The following is a 17078-nucleotide window of genomic DNA, read 5'->3' as shown; positions in this document are numbered from 1 at the left end:
GCCTTTTAATCTAGTTAAGTCGAGGTCTTCTCTCGATTTCAATTTTAAGTCCTTGTGCCACTATAATAGACATAAATTCCAAACAAAGATTCTCTTCGGTGTGCATTTATTTATTTGGCTGCGGTCTGCCAAGCTGATCATCAATCGGATATTCAGTTTTTAGTATCTTAATAAAATTCGCTGCACTTTTAGACAGGTACCGATTTTTTTCGAAAATTATCGATGCTTCAGCTGTAATGGATGAATCCTCAATTTCCAGCATTTGAATGTTTGGAATTTGAAAATTGGAAACGGCAGATTTTGGGACAATCGTTGCACCTACACCTTCTGCAACTAATGATAAAAGAATCGTTACATCAGGACACTCGCATAAAATTTTTGGTTCAAATCCATGCCGTGCGCATTCATTCACAACCATTTCATACTGGCCTTTCCCGCTGATTCGGTGTAAAAGAAGCAAAGGCATTTCTTTTATATCTTTCATTTGAATAGAATGATGTTTATAATTCCAATGCTGCGGAATGACGGCCACATATGGATCGCTTGGCAGTTTTATTGTTTGATATTCATCGGTATCAATGGGCAATCGTATAATCCCTACCTCTATTTCTCTGCTTTTTAAAAATTCACTGATTAAGAATGTATCTCCTTCTCTTAAATGGAATTTGACATTGGGGAATTTCTCAAGAAGCTTCCGCATTGTTTTGGGTAAATAGGAAAAGCATGATTTCACACATCCTATTGATAATGTGCCTTTCGTTCCATCGTTTATTTCTTGGACTTCCAAAATCATATCATTCAATTGATGAAGGAGCTGTTTCGTTTTTTTGTAGAAAATTTTTCCGGATTCCGTTAATTCAAGTTTTTTTCCGTTCCGTTCTAATAAAATGACTCCAAGCGTTTCCTCCAATTGCTTCAACTGGTGACTTAAAGGCGGCTGCGCCATATGCAGCTTTTTCGCCGCGCGTGTAATTTGTCCTTCCTCGACAATCGCTGCAAAATATTTCAGCTGTTTAATGTCAATCAATCTGATCACCTCATGTGAAGGTGCATATTTTTTTTATATACAAAACCAATTTTTTTCATATTTTTCATATATGATATCATATGTTATATTATTTTTGAAGATTCAAAAAAGTAAATCGAATTGTGGATGAAAAAATCTATTTAAGGGGGAATGAAGATGCCTGCAAAAACTGGAAAAGAGTATATTGAGCGTTTGAAGAAAGCGAAAAGCAGCGTTTACATTCATGGGGAGAAAGTTGATGACGTCACGGAGCATCCTGCATTGAAAAATGTGATTCAATCAATGGCAAAGCTTTACGATCTTCAATATGAAAAAGCTGATAAGATGCTGTATACTTCACCAACAACAGGAGAAAAAGTCGGTATAACATTTATGCAGCCTACCACAAAAGAAGAACTGATTGCAAGACGCGAAGCAATACAGGAATGGGCTCGAACTTCCGCCGGAATGATGGGGCGGTCTCCAGATTATTTAAATGCTGAAGTGATGGCAATGGGAATAGCGAATGATCTGTTCGCAGAAGATGATCCAATGTATGCGGAGAACGCAAGAAAATATTATGAATATGCGAGAGAAAACGATATTTCTTTAACACATACCCTTATACATCCGCAGATTAATCGCTCTAAAGCTCAGCATGAGCAAAAGGATGCAAATGTTTCCTTGCATTTAGTCGAGAAAAATAAAGATGGAATTATTGTTGATGGGATTCGTTTGTTGGCTACGCAAGGCGGCATAACGGATGAAATATTAGTTTTTCCTTCAACAGTTAAAAAATCAAGTGAAGGGGATGACCCGTATTCATTAGCTTTTGCAATTCCAAATAATACTCCAGGCGTAAAATTTATTTGCCGCGAAGCCTTTGACTATGGAAAAAGTCATTGGGATCATCCGCTCGGGTCGCGATTTGAAGAAGGAGATGCTATTGTTTCATTTGAAAACGTTTTCGTTCCTTGGGAACGGGTATTTGTCTGTGGCAATTCTTCCATTTGCAACCGAACCTTCCGTGAGACGAATGCCGTTGTCCACATGTCGCATCAAGTAGTTGCCAAAAATGTAGTGAAAACTGAATTTATCCTTGGAGTTGTCCTTCTAATTATGGAGGCTATTGGAATTGAACAGTTTCAGCATGTAAAAGATAAAGGAACAGAAATTATGCTGACTCTTGAGACAATGCGCAGTCATTTATATCGTGCAGAACATAATGCAAAGCTTGATAAATGGGGAACAATGACGCCGGATTTTGCTGCGCTTGATGCTGCTCGAAATTGGTACCCAAGAATTTACCCTCGTTTAGTGGAAATCTTAAGGATTCTTGGCGCTTCTGGATTAATGGCCATTCCGACAGAAGCTGATTTTAATAATGAAGAAATCAGCGATATTGTCAGAAGAGCGATGCAAGGAGCAAATATTGATGGATATGAGCGCGTTCAGTTGTTCCGTTTAGCTTGGGATATTACAATGAGCGCATTTGGAAGCCGTCAAACTCATTATGAATATTATTTCTTTGGAGATCCGGTCCGCATGGGTATGGTCTATTTTGACGGGTACGAAAAAGATTATTTCAAAGACTTGGTTCGTGAATTTTTAGGAACTACAAAAGTAACAACTGTTTAACAAACAATAAATGAAGGTGCCAAACGTTAATTGTGAAAGCGATCATGACAGCATAGCGAGTTGAATTTGACTTAATATACAATATCATATATGATTATAGCAAACTATATTTTTCTGAAAATTTTCTATTCTCGGGGGAATTTAATAGGGAGGGACTTTCAAGATGGTAGATTTTAATATTATTCGTTGTGCAAGGGCGGTACTGTTGGTGACAAATTTGGAGGCTTCACGCGATTTTTATGAAAACGCTTTAGGATTCGTTGTGACAGAGGCTGATGAAAACCATTTATATCTCAGAGGGTATGAGGAACATAATCATCACAGCCTGGTGTTGAAAAAAGCAGAGCAGCCTGGTGTGGAAGCGATCAGTTACAAGGTTTATTCCGATGAGGATTTAAACAAATTATATGACTATTTTCAACAAAAAAATATGAATCCAAAATGGATAGAAAATCAGCATGCAGTTGAAAGGGCTTTCCGTGTGCAGGATATTTCAGGTCTTCCAGTTGAGTTTTTTGCCAGAATGGACACGGTCGAAAGGCTGCTGCAAAGATATGACTTATATAAAGGAGCAAGAATACAGCGAATTGACCACTTTAATTGCATGGTTCCGGATGTACAAAAAGCATATGACTTTTACGTAAAAGAGCTGGGGTTTGCGTGTTCTGAGTATACCGAAACAGAAAATAATGAATTATGGGCTGCATGGCTGCATCGAAAACCTAATGTGCATGATTTGGCATTTATGAATGGAAACGGCCCTCGTCTTCACCATATCGGCTTTTGGCTGTCGGATCAACTTAGTCTCATTCATGCCTGTGATGTGTTAGCGGCTATGGGATATGCGAAAAATATAGAAAGAGGCCCTGGACGCCATGGTCTTTCAAACGCATTTTTCCTCTATTTGCGTGATCCAGATGGACATCGAATTGAATTATACAATGGAGATTACTTGACAAGCGATCCGGATTTTCTGCCGATTCGCTGGGATATAAATGATCCAAGACGCCAAACATTTTGGGGGCATGAAGCACCGGACTGCTGGTTTAATGAAGCATCACAAGTATTTGATATTCATAGCGGAGAGTTAGTTGAACTAAAAGAACCAAGTGTGCAAAAGCTAAAACCTGATTTTGTCATTTAATTTTAAGTAAGAAAAGAGAGGTAGCGATGAAAAGAAAATTGTTTATTAGTGGAAGTTGGGTAGGAGCAGAACATTATGCTCCTCTTTCCTCTCCATATAATAAAAAAGTAATTGCAGAAATTCCAATTGCTTCAGAAGCTGACGTTGAAAAAGCGATCGAAGCCGCACATAACGCCTTTCTGAAAATGGCGAAAATGCCAAAACATGAACGCGGACACATTTTGGAAAAACTGGTGATGCTTTTAGATAAGAGGAAAGAGGAAGCGGCAGAAATTATTGCAAAAGAGGCGGCGAAGCCAATCAAAACAGCATTAGAGGAAGTGCAAAGAACCATTCAAACATATAAATTTTCGGCTGAAGAAGCAAAAAGAATTCATGGTGAGGCACTATCATTAGATGCGGCGCCCGGCGGGGAAAATCGGACTGCTTATACGGTTCGTGAACCGATCGGTGTAATAGGAGCTATCACTCCGTTTAATTTTCCAATGAATCTAGTTGCGCATAAAGTAGGACCGGCCATTGCCTCCGGAAATACGATTGTCTTAAAGCCGGCCTCCCAAACACCGTTATCTGCTTTCTTTATAGCTGAATTATTGCAGGAAGCAGGACTGCCTGATGGTGCATTAAATGTTGTAACAGGAAGCGGCAGCATCGTTGGCAAAAAAATCGTAGAAGATGAGCGGGTTAAAATGATTACGTTTACAGGAAGCCCGCAAGTCGGAAAAGAGATCAGAAATAAAGCAGGCTTGAAACGTGTCACGCTTGAGTTAGGTTCCAACTCGGCTTTGATCGTAGATGAAGGAATTGATGTTAAAAGCATCATTCCAAGATGTGTTAAAGGGGCTTTTTCTAACCAAGGGCAAGTATGCATCTCGCTGCAAAGAATTTACGTACATGAACATGTATATGATGAGTTTGTCAATGCATTTGTGAAAGAAACGGAAAAGCTGACAACAGGAGATCCGCTGGATTTTCAAACAGATGTTTCAGCGCTGATTTCCGAACATGATGTAATCCGTGTCATCAGCTGGATCGAAGAAGCTAAAAAAACAGGTGCAATAGTTGCAACAGGGGGAAATGCGAAAGGAAATATTGTCGAACCGACGGTTTTACTCAACACAAAACCTGATATGAAAGTTTCCTGTCAAGAAATTTTCGGCCCTGTAGTGTTAATCGAAAAGGTTTCATCGATTGAACAGGCTGTTGAGTATGTAAATGATTCCCGGTATGGACTGCAGGCAGGGATTTATACAAAAAATATCCACCATGCTTTATATGCGGCTGAAGAGCTAAAAGTAGGCGGTGTAATGATTAATGATATCCCGACGTTCCGAGTCGATCATATGCCATACGGTGGAGTGAAAGAGAGCGGAATGGGGAGAGAAGGAATTAAATATGCGATTGAAGAAATGACGGAGCTAAAATTAGTCGTGATAAATCGGCAAGTATAAAAAAGCGTAAAAAGAGGTGTGTAACATGGATGATCGCACGTTTCGAAATGCAATGGGGAAGTTTGCGACAGGAGTCACTGTTATTACGACTGCCCTAAATGGGGAAGTACGCGGAATGACGGCAAATGCATTTATGTCTGTCTCTTTAGATCCTAAACTAATTCTCATTTCAATTGGAGAAAAAGCAAAAATGAATGAAATCATTAAGCAGACAGGAAAATTTACAGTAAATATTTTGTCTGAAGAACAACAAGATTTATCGATGCTTTTTGCCGGCCAATTAAAAGAGAAACAAAATGTTACTTTTGATTGGGTCGGTGATCAACCGGTGCTGCCCAATTCGTTAGCAAATATTTTATGTGACGTATACAATACACATGTTGCCGGCGACCACACTTTATACATTGGAAAGGTGACTGACATTTATATGAAGGAAGGTGACCCATTGTTATTTTTTGAAGGAAAATATAGAAATTTGGCTAGTCATGCCAACGCGGGGTGAATGGATGGAAGTCGTTTATATTAACAATTCCAAAGTATTAGCGGAATGCAAGCCCGAGCCGTGTGTCATGGCAGTCGGCTTCTTTGATGGAGTGCATTTAGGACATAAGAAAATCATTGAAAAAGCGAAAGAAATCGCGCAAGTAAAAAAACTAACATTTGCCGTGATGACGTTTTTTCCACATCCAAGTCAAGTCATTGAAACGGATAGAAAAGTTATCTCCTATCTGTCGCCGCTTCCTTCCAAAATGGAAATCTTTTCACAATTAGGGGTAGAGAAACTGTATATTGTAAAATTCGATAAAAATTTTTCTGAATTATCCGATCAAGACTTTGTGAATCAATACTTAAAAGGCTTGATGTGCAAACATGTCGTTGCCGGCTTCGACTTTACGTATGGTTTTAAAGGAAAAGGGAATATGGAGAAGCTGAAAAACGTTGGAACGGGATTTTTTGATGTGACGACTATTCCGAAAATCCAATATAAACAAGAAAAAATAAGCTCCTCCATGATTCGGAAGCTGCTAGAGTCAGGCCTTGTAAATGAAATACCTCATTATCTTGGGGATTATTATCGTGTTTCATGTTTAGTCAAATCGATGGAACGAGGGGATGCTGACAACAATTTTATTTTTAAAGCGCAAATCGATCATGATTATTTCCTGCCTAAACCGGGAATTTATAAAATCCAAATAGAATTCAATGAGACATTTTACAACGGTTTATGCCATATAACGAACAAAACATTAAAACCTTACTTATTTGAGGGTGTTATTGACGGATTGGATAGAATAGCAGAAAAAAATAATGTCCAATTGAGGTTCATAGAACAATTGCTTGATCGACCAGTTGCTGCTGCTTATGATCTTTTTAGCCGAACAGTCATATAATAATTTATAGTTGAAATCATATATGATTATATATATAATAAAAATAAATTAATGAGATTTGAAATATTCAGATAATAATCATTTTGTTCAGGAGGTTGCTTATATATGTCTTATAACGAAATAAAGCAAAGATTAAGAGGATCGATTGCTCCTGTTGTTACTCCATTTGATGCGGAAGGCAATATTGATTTTGAAACGATGAAAAATTTAATCAACTGGCAAATTGAAAGCGGCAGCCATGGGATTTCAGTGACAGGAACTTCTGGCGAACCCAGTTCATTAACAACGGAGGAACGCAAGCAGGTAATGGAGCTGGCGAAAAAAACAGTGAATGGCCGAGTCCCGTTTGTTCCGGCAACAGGATCGACTAATCATGATGAAACACTTGAACTAACGAAATTTGCACAAGAAATTGGCGCAGATGCTGCGATGGTCATTGTTCCGTATTATAATAGGCCGTCCCAGCATGCGTTGTATAAGCATTTTAAAGCAGTAGCTGATTCTGTAGATATTCCGATCATTATCTACAACATCCCAGGGAGAACAGCTGTAAATTTAGAGGTCAAAACAATGGCTCGTTTAGTGGAGGATTGCCCGAACATTATCGGTGCAAAAGAATCCAATAAAGATTTTGAGCATGTGAATCGGGTGCTGCTTCATTGCGGAAGAGATTTTTTACTATTTTCAGGAATCGAGCTTTTATGCTATCCAATGCTAGCAATCGGGGGGGCAGGTTCTATTAGTGCAACGGCTAATGTGGAACCGGCAAAAGTTGCGGAATTGCATGACGCTTGGTTTGAAGGCGATATAAAGAGAGCTCAGGACCTCCATTTCGAGTTAATGGAATTAAACGATATTTTATTTGCCGAGACAAATCCGGGACCTGTAAAGGCGGCGCTTGGAATGATGGGAAAAATCACGCCGAAATTAAGATTGCCTCTTGATTTGCCTGCGGAGGAGCTTCAAGAAAGAATTCGGCAAACGCTGCAAAAATATGGTCTTTTAGAGAAAGTAAAAAATTAAGGCAAGCTAAAAAGGGCTGATGTATTGCGCCTGCTAAGGAGTGAATTGGATGGGCAATGCAGTAGTGAAAATTTTTGGAATGCCAAATATAACGGAAGCCGAAGTGGATCCAGAAAACAATTCAATTTTTTTAAATGGAACTCAATATCACGTCAATCAGCTTTCTTGGGAGCCTCCGGTTTCAGGTACGATTTACGGTGTCCTTTTGAATTATCAAGGCGCCTTTCATCGATATCGTGAGCAAATGGCACATTCACCATATAACGAACCACCGAAAGCGCCAATTTTATATATAAAACCGATTAACACATTAAGTGGCTACAGGAGCCCCATACCATTGCCTGAGGATGCAGACGAATTAGAAGTAGGGGCAGCACTCGGCGTGGTCATTGGGCGTACTGCCACTAAAGTAAAGGAAGAAGAAGCCTTTCAATATGTTGCTGGATATACAGTTGTGAATGATGTAGCAATTCCACACGAAAACATTTATCGTCCGGCGATAAGGGAGCGGGCAAGAGATGGATTTAATCCGGTTGGTCCGTGGATCATCAAAAAGGAATCGATAGATGATCCTGATTCATTGGACATTCGCGTTTTTATCAATGGAAAGCTTGCGCAAAAAAATAACACGAAAAATTTCATCCGGCCAGTTGCTCGGCTGCTGGCTGATATAACAGAATTTATGACGCTTTATCCAGGAGATGTGCTGCTGACAGGTGTTCCTGAGCAAGCGCCTTTAGTAAAGGCAGGAGACCATGTTCGCATAGAAATTGAAGGTGTAGGCAGTCTAGAAAATACAATTGTTCATGAAGCGGATTATGTGAAGGGGGCTGTGCGATGAAACGAGCTAGAGTTGCTATGAACGGCACCATTTATGAAGCAATTGAAGATAACGGCTTCCTTCAACTGAATGATCATCGTAAAGTGACAGAAAAGGACGTAGTCTGGCTTCCGCCTGTAAGCCCGCGGACTGTTTTTGCATTAGGTTTGAATTATGCAGATCATGCTAAAGAGCTGTCATTTCATGCACCAACTGAACCGCTTGTGTTTCTAAAGGGACCGAATACGATTGTTGGGCATCGATCTGAAACGAAACGTCCTCCTGATGTAGATTTTATGCACTATGAATGTGAACTGGCAGTGGTAATCGGAAAAATGGCGCGTAATGTCAAGGCTAGTGAAGCGTATGAATACGTCTTAGGATATACGGTTGCAAATGACTACGCTGTCAGGGATTATTTAGAGAACTATTACCGGCCGAATTTGCGCGTGAAAAATCGCGATGCATTTACCCCGATAGGCCCTTGGCTTGTCGATAAAGAAGATATACCAGATCCGATGAACTTGGTCCTTCGTACTTACGTTAATGGAGCGTTAGTGCAGGAAGGAAATACAAAAGATATGATTTTTACAATCCCTATGTTAATCGAGTATTTAACTAGCTTTATGACCTTAAATTACGGGGACATAATTCTCACAGGAACACCTAAAGGAGCGGTCAATGTTAATGTTGGCGATGAAGTGATTACAGAAATAGAAGGGATTGGACGTTTAATTAATCGAATTATATGAAGCTGTCATTCAGAATCTTTTCTCCGTCACCAACACTTTAAAGGAGAGCTGACGTTATGCCGCATTTTATTTTAGAATATACCGACAATATCAAAAAAGAGGCAAAAATTCCAGAGCTGCTGAAAAAAGTTAATGATGTGCTAATTTCCAAAAGCGATATATTTCCAATTGGAGGCGTGAGATCTAGAGCCATTGAATTGAAAGATTATTGTGTTGCTGACGGCTTTGAGGATGATGCCTTTGTCCACGGTACGCTAAAGATTGGCGCTGGGCGTACTGAAGAGGATAAAAAAGCAGTTTGTGATGAGATCTTTGCAGTGATGAAAGATCATTTTTCGATCCTTTTCAAAAGGAGATATCTTGCATTGTCTTTAGAACTATATGAATTTAGTGAATTTGGAACGTACAAATATAATAACATTCATCAGCGCTACAAAAATTAATTGCATACTTGGAGGAATCGAAATGACCACATATAAAGTTGGGAAAGTTCTTCATTATATCAATGGCAAGTTTGTAGAGGGAGTTGCAGGGAAAAGCTTTGAGAATATTAATCCCTTTAATAATGAAGTAATCAATGAGGTAGCGGAAGGATTTGCAGAAGATATTGACTTAGCAGTAAAAGCTGCCAAAAAAGCTTTTGCTGACGGCCCTTGGGGAACAATGTCGGTAGATGAAAGAATGAAGTATATTTTACGAATTGCTGCATTAATTGAAGAAAATGCGGAAGAAATTGCTTATTTGGAATCTCTAGATACAGGATTGCCAATCAGTCAAACGAAAAAGCAAGCATCCCGTGCAGCTGAAAACTTTCGATTTTATGCACAAATGGTTAAAAGCCGCATGGTAGGAGAAGCGTATAAAGTAGACGGAGATTTTATTAATTATACTATTTACAAGCCAATTGGAGTGGCAGGTTTAATTACGCCATGGAACACTCCGTTCATGCTGGAAACATGGAAAGTGGCTCCGGCGTTGGCAACAGGTAATACGGTTGTCTTAAAACCTGCTGAATGGTCGCCGCTGACTGCTAACAAGCTGGCTGAAATTATTCATGAAGCGGGACTGCCAGAGGGAGTTTTTAATATCGTTCACGGCTTTGGGGAAACAGCTGGCGCGTCCCTCGTGAGACATTCTGATGTCCGGCTTATTTCCTTTACGGGCGAGACGACAACAGGTGCCGAAATAATAAAAAATAGCGCAGATACGTTGAAAAAAACCTCTATGGAGCTAGGAGGAAAATCTCCTGCAATTATCTTTGCCGATGCTGATTTGGAAAAAGCCTTGGATGCTGTCGTTTGGGGAGTATTTTCTCTTAACGGGGAGCGCTGTACAGCCAATTCGCGGTTGTTTTTGGAAAAATCGATTTATGATTCCTTTGTTGAACGGCTGAAAGAGCGTGTGCAAAATATCTCGGTAGGGGATCCATTGGATTCTTCGACAGAACTAGGGCCGCTAATTCACAAAAAACATTGGGAAACTGTTTTAAATTACATTGAAATAGCCAAAAAAGAAGGGGCAGAAGTGTTTTCAGGAAACGTTCCGCAATCATTGAAAAATGGCAACTTTGTTCCACCGACACTTCTTCTGAATTGCCATAACGGTATGAAAGTTGCTCAAGAGGAAATATTCGGACCTGTCATGGCAGTTATACCATTTGAGACTGAAGAAGAAGTCATAAAAATGGCTAATGATGTAAAATATGGGCTGGCTGCTTATGTATGGACGAACAATTTGAAGCGCGGACACCGAATTGTCCAATCGATTGAAAGCGGAATGGCTTGGGTAAACTCGCAAAACGTCAGGGATTTAAGAATCCCGTTTGGCGGAACGAAATATAGCGGTATTGGCCGAGAGGGCGGACATTATAGTTTTGATTTTTATACAGAGGTTCAAGTAATTCATGTGGCGATTGGAGATCATCACATTCCTCAGTTTGGTAAATCAAAAAAAGCCGAAACGATTTCGGCTCAACAATAATGGAAAGCTAACTCGTTTTGCTTGTTAGTATATATTCTTTAATATATGATATAAGTATGGAACAGAAGGTAAAAAATAAAACACAAATTGCATATGATTATATTCTTTCACGAATTGAAAATGGTGCTTACGGGCCTGGATATCGAATAGTAATCGATCAAATTGCAAAAGAGCTGAATTTAAGCAGCATCCCTGTCAGAGAAGCGATCCGCCAATTGGAAGCAGAAGGCTTAATTCAATATAAGCCGTATAGCGGAGCAGTTGTAAGCAATATCAACGAAAAAGAGTATTTGCAAACCATTTCGGTTTTGGCGGTGCTAGAAGGTTATGCGACTGTTTTAAGTTCTAATATTATAAAGGAGGAGACGATCAAAAAATTAGAAGAATTAAACGAAAAGATGAAACAGTCGCTGCAAGATTTTGAATTAGAGCAATTCAGTGAATTAAATTATCAGTTCCACACCTTAATATATGAAAACTGCGGCAATAACTTTTTAGAGGAGCAGATTAAGCAAATTTGGCAGAGGATGAAGCGGATACGGACTTATGGCTTCACACTCGTTCCGAAGCGCTCTAAAGAGTCCATTAAAGAGCACGAAGAAATTATTCGATTGCTTCGAGAAAAGGCTCCGCCCAACCAAATTGAGGAATTTGTCCGCCAACACAAATTAAATACAGCAGAAGCATTCAGAAATCGGCAAAAATTTTCATAATAAAACAATTTCGAACAAATTCAACTGATCGTACTCAGTTGGATTTGTTCAAGGAAATTTTTTTGGCTAATATCATATATTATTTTATATATATTAATAGATAACAAGATCAAATTCTAAACCCTTGTTGTGAAGAAAATCAATAGATGAAGCTTCTTTCTCTACAAGTGGATTTTGAATGAGTAGAAAATGCTAGGAGGAAGAAAAGATAGAATTTTTTAAATATTTGAAACCATATTTTAAATCATATATAATATTATTGATGATTTGTTGGTCAAAGGAAAGGGGTGGTCCTCTGATTTCACTAATATGAAAGCGTTGTCACTAAGAAAGATAAAGCTTTTAAGGAATTTTGCCAAAAATAAAGGAGGGGGTTACGTTGAAAAAATTTGTTTCGTTGATCATTTTGATGTTATTTCTCTCTATGCTGGCAGCATGCGGAAATTCTGAAAGCGCCGGTGGAAAAAATAATGATTCCGGTGGTTCCGATGTCATTAAAATTGGTGCTATTTATTCAGCTTCGGGCGGCGGTGCTCCTTTAGGAAAATCACAGATGGAAACGGTAAAAATGCTGGTGGAGCAAGTAAATGAAAACGATGGAATAGATGGAAAGAAAATAGAGCTGATTGCCTATGATGATAAGTCCGATCAAAATGAAGCCGTGCTGTCTATGAAAAAATTAATTGAGCAGGATAAAGTATTGGCTGTTGTTGGGGGTACGCTAAGCGGAAATGCTTTAGCAATGGTGCCGCTTGCGGAAAAGTCAAAAACTCCATTCATTGCATCAGCTACAAGTAAACAAATTGTAAAACCTGATGATAATTCTTCACGGGACTGGATCTTCAAAACGACACAAAGTGATGATGTAGTAATTCCTAAAATTTTAGCCTATTTGAAAGAAAAAAATTTAACGAAAATTGCCTGGCTGAATGTTGCCAACCAATACGGCACAAGTGCTCATGAAGAATTTAATCGCCTGAAAGGTGAATACGGCATTGAAGCTGTTATTGAAGAGGAATTTGAAGCAACTGTTGATGATGCGAAAGCGATGCTGACTCGCGTAAAGAAATCAAATCCACAGGCAATTATCGTTTGGGGAACTGCTCAGGAGTCTTCAGTTATTACGAAAAATCTCCATCAATTAGGAATGAAACTTCCCATTATTGAAAGTCAGGGAATTGGTACTAAAGAGTTTATTGAGTTAACCGGAGAAGCAGCGGAAGGAGTTATTTTTCCTGCAGGGCGTTTAATTGTCGCTGAACAATTGCCGGATAATGATCCGCAAAAAGAAACACTTATTAAGTATAAAGAGGATTTTAAAGCAAAATTCAACTACGACGCAAATACGTTTGGAGGCCATACTTGGGACGCATTCTATTTATTAGTGAATGCAATTGAAAAAACCGGAACTGACAAAGAAAAAATTAGAGAACAGCTCGAAAATACGAAAAATTTTGTTGGAATTTCCGGAATATTCAATTTTTCGAAAGATAATCATACTGGCCTTGATAAAAGCAGCTTAGTTATGGTTCAAATCAAAGACGGCAAATTTGTCATTGCAGAATAATGCTGTAAAGGGATCTTCAACGATTAAAAGTACGGGGAAGATCCCTAAAGACCAAAAATAGAAGGGAAGTGTGGGAATGGAACTGACCAGCCAATTTATTCAGTTAATTTTTTCTGGACTGACCATTGGAAGCATCTATGCACTGATTGCTATTGGATTTGTCATTATTTACAACATAACCGGCCTTTTAAATTTAGCACAAGGCGATTTTGCCATGCTGGGTGCACTTACTTGTATTTCGTTTGTCAATATGGGCTTTCCATTAATTATTGCAATAGCAGTAAGTGTTGTCATAGTCACGATTATCGGTGGTTTGTTCGAAAGGTTGGCAATTTATCCTGCAAGAAATTCATCAACCGCAACACTTCTTATTATTACGATAGGTGCAGCTTTTGTATTTCGGGGAATTAGCATTTTAATTTGGGGAACTCAGCCTTTGGCGCTGCGTCCTTTCTCTGGAAATCAGAATATCAATTTTTTGGATGCTACCATTCAGCCGCAAAGCTTATGGGCTATCGGCATTTCCTTATTAAGTTTAGCTGTCCTTTACTACTTTTTTAATAAAACCTACTTAGGAAAAGCGGTAACAGCTTGTGTTGTCAATCGTTTTGCAGCAAGGCTAATGGGAATCAGCCCCCAAAAAATGTCGTTTTGGGCAGTATCCATTAGTGCTGGTCTTGGAGCGCTCGCAGGAATAGTGATTGCCCCCATTTCGGGTGCTTCGTATGATATGGGAATCATGATTGGCTTAAAAGCATTTATTGCTGCAGTAATTGGAGGGTTGTCAAATGCACCTGCTGCTATTGCCGGAGCATTTTTAATCGGAATATTAGAATCTTTTACGGAAGGATATTTATCTTCAGGATATAAAGATGCCATTAGCTTCACTCTTCTTTTAATCGTATTATTCTTCATGCCAAATGGATTGTTCTCGAAAGTATCAGGAAAACGTGTTTAGAGGAGAGGAAAAAATGGATAACAATTTAACGAAAATATACAACAGGAGTTTGAAAGGTCCTCTTATCTTTTTTGTCGTTATTATGCTTCTTCCTTTTATTTTTCAATCAAATAATTATATTTTAAGTACTTTCATTATGATCGGTTTTTACTCATTGGTTACGACTGGACTGACGCTATTAATCGGATATGCAGGGCAAATTTCCCTCGGGCATGCAGCTTTTTACGGTATTGGTGCCTATACCTCTGCATATTTTACGGCTACATTGCAGATGCCTTCCTGGATAGGAATTTTAGTTGGGGCGATTATTGCATCACTCGTTTCTTTAATCATTGGTATTCCAGTATTTAAACTAAAAGGGCATTATTTAGCCTTAGCCACTCTTGGATTTGGAGTGATCATATTTACATTTTTTAAAGAGTGGAAAACAATAACTGGAGGATTAAACGGGTTTTTTGGCATACCTCCTTTAAGCTTATTCGGTATTTCATTTTCAACAGATTTTCAATTTTACTTCTTAATTTGGATCTTTGTCTTTTTAGGAATTTTCTTTGCGCGCAATATTGTTCAATCAAGAGTCGGAAGAGCTTTAATGTCTATCCATGGCAGCGAAATTGCTTCGGAAGCAATTGGTATAAATATTAATAAATATAAATTGCAAATTTTTGTATTAAGCGCCGTTTATGCTTCAATTGCTGGAAGCTTATACGCACACTATGTCACCTTTATAAATCCTCAATTGTTTGAAATGATGACATCTATCTACTTTTTAATAATGGTTGTCATCGGTGGGATAGGGAATATTTGGGGCGGATTGATCGGAGCAGCGATATATGTATTTTTAGGAGAATTGTTGAAAGATATTGTACCGAAAATTATTCCCAATGCTAGCGGGGAATTCGAAATTGTATTTTTCGGCGTGCTGCTTGTAGTTATTTTAATATACATGCCAAATGGAATTTCAAAAGCGATCTTTCATTTTATCAAAAGAATCACTTCAAGCTTTAAAAATAAACCAGTTTCAGCATTTTCAAAGAAGTCAACGGGAAGTGATATTCATGACTGAGGAAACATTATTAAAAGTCGAAAATCTTTCAAAATCATTCGGCGGTGTAAATGCCGTTGAAAATGTTTCGTTTGAAGTGAAAAAAGGGGAAATTGTTGCTGTAATAGGTCCAAATGGCGCCGGCAAAACAACCCTTTTTAATTTAGTGACAGGTGTCATCCCGGCAACAAGTGGAAAAATAACCTTTAAAGGCGTTTCCATCATCGGGAAAAGACCTTATCAAATTGCAAGTCTAGGGATGACAAGAACATTTCAAAATTTGCAAGTATTTAATAATATGACCGTCATCGAAAATGTGATGACAGGAAGCCATATAAGATTAAAAACTGGAATTTTAAGCTCAGGCCTGCGATTGCCGAACGTTTATAAAGAAGAAAAAGAGGTAATGCAAAAAGCATTGCAATGCCTTGAACAGGTCGGTATTGCTGATTTAGCTTTTGAACGAGCTGAAACATTGCCTTATGGAAATCAAAGATTATTAGAGATTGCCAGGGCAGTAGCTGCAGAGCCTTCATTTATTTTACTAGATGAACCGATGGCCGGGCTGAATCCGCAGGAATCCCGCAATCTAGTGAATGTACTGAAAAATATGAGAAAACAAGGGATGACATTTTTATTTGTTGAACATGATATGGAAACGGTGATGTCGATTGCAGATAAAATTGTAGTTCTTGACTATGGGAAAAAAATTGCAGAAGGAACGCCTGAAGAAATTGCCAGCAATCCTAAAGTTATTGCAGCCTATTTGGGAGAGGAGGAAGCAATCTAATGTTAGTAGTAGACAACCTTCATACGTACCACGGATATTTGCACGTTTTGAAAGGGATTCACTTTGAAATAAAACAAGGCGAAATCTTTGCGATGGTAGGGTCAAATGGCGCCGGGAAAAGCACCCTTCTTGGAACAATAGCAGGCATTTATAAACCGAGATCAGGAACCATTGTATTTGAAAATGAAGAAATTTCTTATGGTAAAGTAGAAAAGATCGTTGAAAAAGGCATTTGTCTTGTCCCGGAAAGAAGACAAATTTTTGATGATCTTTCTGTTAAGGATAATTTGCTGTTAGGATCTTATCACCGATATAAAAATGACAAAAAAAGTGTTATGGAGGATTTCGAGCAAGTTCTAGACTTTTTCCCTAAATTAAAAACAATGTTGGATCGACCGGGCGGATTGTTGAGCGGCGGCGAGCAGCAAATGGTTGCCATAGGCCGCGGGCTGATGGCGAAGCCAAAACTAATGATGCTGGATGAACCGTCTTTAGGATTGGCTCCGCTTATTGTCAAAGACATTATGAATATTTTAAAGCAAATGAAAAAAACATTTGGAACGACCATTTTGTTAATTGAACAAAACGTCAAAGCAGCTTTGCAAATTGCAGATCACGCTTGTGTATTGGATCGCGGAGAAATTGTCATTCAAGGAAAAGCGAGCGATTTGCTGGAAGATGAAAAAATAAAAGATACGTATTTAGGTATAAGCAAAAAAGAAAGACTAAAGCTTTAGTATAAACAACAGGTCTGTACTAACCTAACTTGCCCAAAAGCCGGGAGTTTGGCGGCATAGAAT

General features: G+C 38.7%; 17 protein-coding genes. 16 read left to right on the top strand and 1 reads right to left on the bottom strand.

The window, feature by feature from the left end; genetic code table 11:
• Positions 1–106: 106 nt before the first annotated feature.
• A complete protein-coding gene (locus NSQ41_RS17580; protein WP_063388857.1) occupies positions 107–1027 on the bottom strand; it encodes a LysR family transcriptional regulator in 921 nt (306 codons plus the stop codon).
• 156 nt (positions 1028–1183) lie between these two features.
• On the opposite strand from NSQ41_RS17580, the gene hpaB reads away from it, so the two are divergent.
• The 16 genes from hpaB to NSQ41_RS17500 all read left to right on the top strand — a co-directional run bounded on the left by hpaB (position 1184) and on the right by NSQ41_RS17500 (position 17015).
• Positions 1184–2644 (top strand): 4-hydroxyphenylacetate 3-monooxygenase, oxygenase component, encoded by a 1461-nt coding sequence (hpaB, locus tag NSQ41_RS17575; RefSeq protein WP_339210512.1) that lies wholly within the window; start codon positions 1184–1186, stop codon positions 2642–2644.
• Positions 2645–2807: 163 nt separating this feature from the next.
• Entirely contained in the window at positions 2808–3788 is a 981-nt protein-coding gene (gene hpaD / locus NSQ41_RS17570; RefSeq protein WP_063388855.1) for a 3,4-dihydroxyphenylacetate 2,3-dioxygenase, read from the top strand.
• Positions 3789–3814: 26 nt separating this feature from the next.
• Positions 3815–5239, top strand: a complete 1425-nt coding sequence (locus tag NSQ41_RS17565) for an aldehyde dehydrogenase family protein (protein ID WP_339210510.1) — start codon at positions 3815–3817, stop codon at positions 5237–5239.
• 25 nt (positions 5240–5264) lie between these two features.
• Entirely contained in the window at positions 5265–5741 is a 477-nt protein-coding gene (locus NSQ41_RS17560; protein WP_144597410.1) for a flavin reductase family protein, read from the top strand.
• 4 nt (positions 5742–5745) lie between these two features.
• Positions 5746–6630 (top strand): FAD synthetase family protein, encoded by an 885-nt coding sequence (locus tag NSQ41_RS17555; RefSeq protein WP_158640170.1) that lies wholly within the window; start codon positions 5746–5748, stop codon positions 6628–6630.
• A gap of 105 nt (positions 6631–6735) precedes the next feature.
• Positions 6736–7653: a 2,4-dihydroxyhept-2-ene-1,7-dioic acid aldolase gene (gene hpaI / locus NSQ41_RS17550; protein WP_130156668.1), complete on the top strand. Its 918-nt coding sequence runs from the start codon at positions 6736–6738 to the stop codon at positions 7651–7653.
• Positions 7654–7702: 49 nt separating this feature from the next.
• Positions 7703–8494 carry a fumarylacetoacetate hydrolase family protein gene (locus NSQ41_RS17545; RefSeq protein ID WP_339193468.1) on the top strand — a complete coding sequence of 264 codons (792 nt, stop codon included), beginning with the start codon at positions 7703–7705 and terminating at the stop codon, positions 8492–8494.
• Positions 8491–9225 (top strand): fumarylacetoacetate hydrolase family protein, encoded by a 735-nt coding sequence (locus NSQ41_RS17540; protein WP_066252144.1) that lies wholly within the window; start codon positions 8491–8493, stop codon positions 9223–9225. The genes NSQ41_RS17545 and NSQ41_RS17540 overlap by 4 nt, the downstream gene beginning before the upstream one ends.
• 56 nt (positions 9226–9281) lie before the next feature.
• Positions 9282–9668, top strand: coding sequence for a 5-carboxymethyl-2-hydroxymuconate Delta-isomerase (locus NSQ41_RS17535; protein ID WP_339210506.1), 387 nt, complete (start codon positions 9282–9284; stop codon positions 9666–9668).
• 22 nt (positions 9669–9690) lie between these two features.
• On the top strand, positions 9691–11205 hold the full coding sequence (hpaE, locus tag NSQ41_RS17530; protein WP_094244346.1) for a 5-carboxymethyl-2-hydroxymuconate semialdehyde dehydrogenase: 1515 nt from the start codon (positions 9691–9693) through the stop codon (positions 11203–11205).
• A 56-nt stretch (positions 11206–11261) separates the two neighbouring features.
• Entirely contained in the window at positions 11262–11918 is a 657-nt protein-coding gene (locus NSQ41_RS17525) for a GntR family transcriptional regulator (protein WP_063388846.1), read from the top strand.
• 379 nt (positions 11919–12297) lie between these two features.
• On the top strand, positions 12298–13485 hold the full coding sequence (locus tag NSQ41_RS17520) for an ABC transporter substrate-binding protein (RefSeq protein ID WP_339210503.1): 1188 nt from the start codon (positions 12298–12300) through the stop codon (positions 13483–13485).
• Positions 13486–13561: 76 nt separating this feature from the next.
• Positions 13562–14443 (top strand): branched-chain amino acid ABC transporter permease, encoded by an 882-nt coding sequence (locus tag NSQ41_RS17515; protein ID WP_063388844.1) that lies wholly within the window; start codon positions 13562–13564, stop codon positions 14441–14443.
• 13 nt (positions 14444–14456) lie between these two features.
• Positions 14457–15509, top strand: coding sequence for a branched-chain amino acid ABC transporter permease (locus NSQ41_RS17510; RefSeq protein ID WP_066252130.1), 1053 nt, complete (start codon positions 14457–14459; stop codon positions 15507–15509).
• Complete coding sequence (locus NSQ41_RS17505; protein WP_094244349.1) at positions 15502–16278, top strand: ABC transporter ATP-binding protein; 777 nt, start codon at positions 15502–15504, stop codon at positions 16276–16278. Before NSQ41_RS17510 ends, NSQ41_RS17505 begins: the two co-directional genes overlap by 8 nt.
• Positions 16278–17015, top strand: a complete 738-nt coding sequence (locus tag NSQ41_RS17500; protein ID WP_066252126.1) for an ABC transporter ATP-binding protein — start codon at positions 16278–16280, stop codon at positions 17013–17015. The genes NSQ41_RS17505 and NSQ41_RS17500 overlap by 1 nt, the downstream gene beginning before the upstream one ends.
• Positions 17016–17078 lie beyond the last annotated feature (63 nt).

It is taken from the genome of Aeribacillus sp. FSL K6-8210, assembly GCF_037963925.1.
Classification (GTDB): domain Bacteria; phylum Bacillota; class Bacilli; order Bacillales; family Aeribacillaceae; genus Aeribacillus; species Aeribacillus composti.
Note: the sequence above shows the minus strand (reverse complement) of the source record. Positions and strands in the feature narration are given on the sequence as shown.